Origin of the sequence: Roseovarius sp. D22-M7 (assembly GCF_037083785.1) — a bacterium.
Classification (GTDB): Bacteria; Pseudomonadota; Alphaproteobacteria; order Rhodobacterales; family Rhodobacteraceae; genus Roseovarius.
Genome location: NZ_JBAPKY010000131.1, coordinates 1 through 3,130 on the forward strand (window position 1 = coordinate 1; position 3,130 = coordinate 3,130).

Here is a 3,130-nt window from a genome sequence, read left to right on the forward strand (position 1 = left end):
TGGCCACGGACGGTATCGTCCTGGCGCTTCAGGCACCGGTCTTCCAGCCAGTCATTCAGGTCATCGACGCCGTCGAACCGGGGCGCAGGTCCGAGGAAATTCCGGCGCCCACAGGCCTCGATGAAAAACGCGTCCGAATGCGGCGTCGCCATTGTCGCCCGGACCAAGGGCGCTCCCAATGGCGACCATCGCGACATAGTGCAGCTTGCATTCGACGCCGAGCCATTTTGGCCATTGGTTCGAGCACAAGGGCGAGTGATCACGCCGAGCGCCTCGCCGAAATCCACCCGGGCGTGACCCGGCGGGTGCGACAGCGGCCCGGAACCCCTCGCGGCGCCGGCGTTTCCTCTCGCGCACGTAGCCGGTCACGATGGTGATGCCGCCGGTAACCCCGTGCTCGTCGCGCAGCCTCTCGTGGATGCGCTTCGCCGTGTGCCGCTGCGTCTTCAGCCGGTCTTTGTCGTCCTCCGGAACCTGGTCGATGATCGGAACGAAGGGATCGAGCTTCGGCCGCACCGGCGGCCTCATTCGCCGACAGCCCGGCGCACCGAGTGCTTCAGGATCTTCGCCACCGTCTTCCGGTCGATCCCGAACACCCGCGCCGCCTCGCTCTTGCTCATCCCCTCGACATGGCACGCCCGGCATACCCGGTTGTCAAGCTCCACAGAATACATCTCCCCACCCTCGGCTCGTTCGCCTCGGGTGTCAGACCGCTGAATTTTGCCCCGCGACGCTCAGATCATCCAACCGAGTCCGCTCTCCATTCTGTCTCCGGGAGTCACATAGGCGGACGCGATTGGCGCCCCCCCCCCCTTTGGCAAGTTTCGCCTTTGTTCGTCTCTGAATGCCCGCCGCGCGCGAAGCCATCAATTGGCGAGGAGCGCGCGGCGGGCATTCGGTTGCGCTTTTGTGACCTCTCGAGGCTCATCTTGCACCGTATCCCCAAACCGTACTGCGAAGCACGGCAAACCGCTGGCGCATGACCCTGCAGGACATGCACATATCGCGGCTTTCATTCGCCGCACTTGTCCAGTCAAGTGACAGCTGGCAGCGTCGATGATATCGTAACGGCGCGTGAGCGATCCTGTGGCGAAGCGCGGCGCCCCCGGCTGAAAGCGCCGTCAGGCTGCCTACGGATGCCTTGCCGATTTAGGGCGCTCACGCACCCCGGTCTTTGGAGGCTTTCGATGGCAACCGCCGACGAACTGGGCGTAGGTTTCTTCTGCCTGGATCGCCAGCTGCAGTTCCTGGTCTCGTGGTTCCTTGACATGGTAGGCATGCGAGGGTCCGCGCTTGCTGCCGCCGCGGCGGGCCGGCAATCCCGCCTGCAACTCGAGGCTCCTGCGCTTGTGGGCGACGAGGCCGGGGCGCTTCCGGGTGTACTCTTCCTGCTTTGCGAGCATGTGCCAGATGATCACCGCCAGTTCGCGTGCGGTTGCAACCGCCGCGATCTGATGTCCGCGCTTGGCCTTGACCCGGAGAAAGAAGGACCGCAACGGCCCCGGGCTCTTTGCTGCCGCCCAAGCTGCNTTGACCCGGAGAAAGAAGGACCGCAACGGCCCCGGGCTCTTTGCTGCCGCCCAAGCTGCCTCGGTCACCATCCCACGGGCATGGCTGCGCCCAGCCTTGCTGATCCGGCCATGTCGGGCCAAACCATTCCCGGATTGACGCACGCGCGGGTTCAGCTCGAAATAACTGACCAGCTTCCGGGCGCAGTCGACCCGGTCGATCGTGCCGATGGCGGCAATCACTCCTATTGCAACCGTGACATTCACTCCGGTAATCGTCAGCAGGCGCTGGATTTCGGTATCTTCGAGGGCATCCTTGGCGATCTCACGGTCCAGGGCCGCGAGATCCTCGCCGAGGCGATCCAGTTCTCGCAGGTGCCGTTCGACCGCACCCTGCTCATCTTCCGGGACTGGCTGCGTCGCCAACCAAGCTCGCCCACGACCGCCGAAGAGATCGGGATGCGGACACCGCGGGATCAGATGCGCGTGCAGGATCGCTTGCACCTCGTTCTTGATCCGCGTTCGGTGTCGCACCACCTGCACCCGGCGCGCGACAAGACGGCGCGCGCGCTCCACGTCCGGCGACGGCGTCCAGATCGTTCGCAGAAAACCCGCAGCATGGAGCGAGGTCAGTGTCGCCGCATCGACCTTGTCTGTCTTCACGTGGGCGTAGGCGATCGCCTTTACCTGCACCGGATTGGCGATCAGACCCGTGCCACACAAGGCGACAGCACGCGCGACACCGCGATGCAGTCGCCGGTGGCCTCGATCACCACCTCGTCTTTGTCCGTCAGCTTCTCTCCAGCGAACCTGTCCAGGGCATTCCGGGTCATGTCCACCCGCCCCATATGCCGGACGCAGCCATTTTCCCAAATCGCAATCTCACCGAAACTCCGGTGGATATCCATGCCAATCACACGTTTCATCCGTGCCTCCATTACAGACCATGGTTTCGGGAGCAGCAGGCAACACGACAACTACGGATACGTGCTCGCAGCAGAACCGGGCGAGTCGCAGAGGCGGCCAGCTACCAACTCGAGCTCGCAGCTCATCGTACGCGACGGCCTGACTGCATTCTGGTGCTCCCGGTGCCTCTGTCCCGGACGCGACAATCCTCCATCAGACAGTGGACTTGTCGGCCGAATTTCGGCACCGAGAATTTCATACCGGTTACGAATGCGATCGAGAGCCTGAACCGCATTCGTCGGGAGAAGAGTCCCCCGGACGGTTTTCCGATCCTCCTCATTCCGGAAATCGATCAAGACGCGCAGGTCCTTCCCGACCGCCGAGGCCGCGACAAGGCCGATCTGCCCGGCCATCCGCACCTTCGAGAACGACGGCCGCCATGTCCGGGAATGGTTTGCGGCCCGCAACCAGTTCGCCCTGATGTTCGGCGAGCGCTTCGACGCTCGAGTATCTGAAATCGCATGGGCCGGGCCGGATACACAAAGTTCAGGACACTCCCCCGGGCGCGGCCAACTGCTTGCCCACCCTGCGCTCTGGCATGGCGATGCGAGAGGCGCACCCCGATCCTGCGCTGAAGGTCGACGCGCCGCCAGCGCACCACCCACGTCCACGGCAGGGTCGGGACCCTCGCGCACCATCCGTGCCGGGTCGACCGT

The 3,130-nt window shown here is 64.2% G+C and carries 3 protein-coding genes and 1 pseudogene; 1 reads left to right on the forward strand and 3 read right to left on the reverse strand.

The genetic code is table 11. The annotated features are described in order from the left end of the window. Nucleotides 1-524: 524 nt before the first annotated feature. From V8324_RS21440 to V8324_RS22545, 3 genes are all read right to left on the reverse strand, one after another. Entirely contained in the window at nt 525-674 is a 150-nt protein-coding gene (locus V8324_RS21440; RefSeq protein WP_336421923.1) for a hypothetical protein, read from the reverse strand. A gap of 456 nt (nt 675-1,130) precedes the next feature. Further along, nucleotides 1,131-2,201 carry an IS110 family transposase gene (locus tag V8324_RS21445; protein ID WP_442970596.1) on the reverse strand — a complete coding sequence of 357 codons (1,071 nt, stop codon included), beginning with the start codon at nt 2,199-2,201 and terminating at the stop codon, nt 1,131-1,133. A gap of 11 nt (nt 2,202-2,212) precedes the next feature. Next, complete coding sequence (locus tag V8324_RS22545; protein WP_442970595.1) at nt 2,213-2,434, reverse strand: hypothetical protein; 222 nt, start codon at nt 2,432-2,434, stop codon at nt 2,213-2,215. A gap of 237 nt (nt 2,435-2,671) precedes the next feature. Here V8324_RS22545 and V8324_RS22550 point away from each other — a divergent pair. Then, nucleotides 2,672-2,918: pseudogene (locus V8324_RS22550) on the forward strand (hypothetical protein); the annotation flags it as partial. Nucleotides 2,919-3,130: the final 212 nt, after the last annotated feature.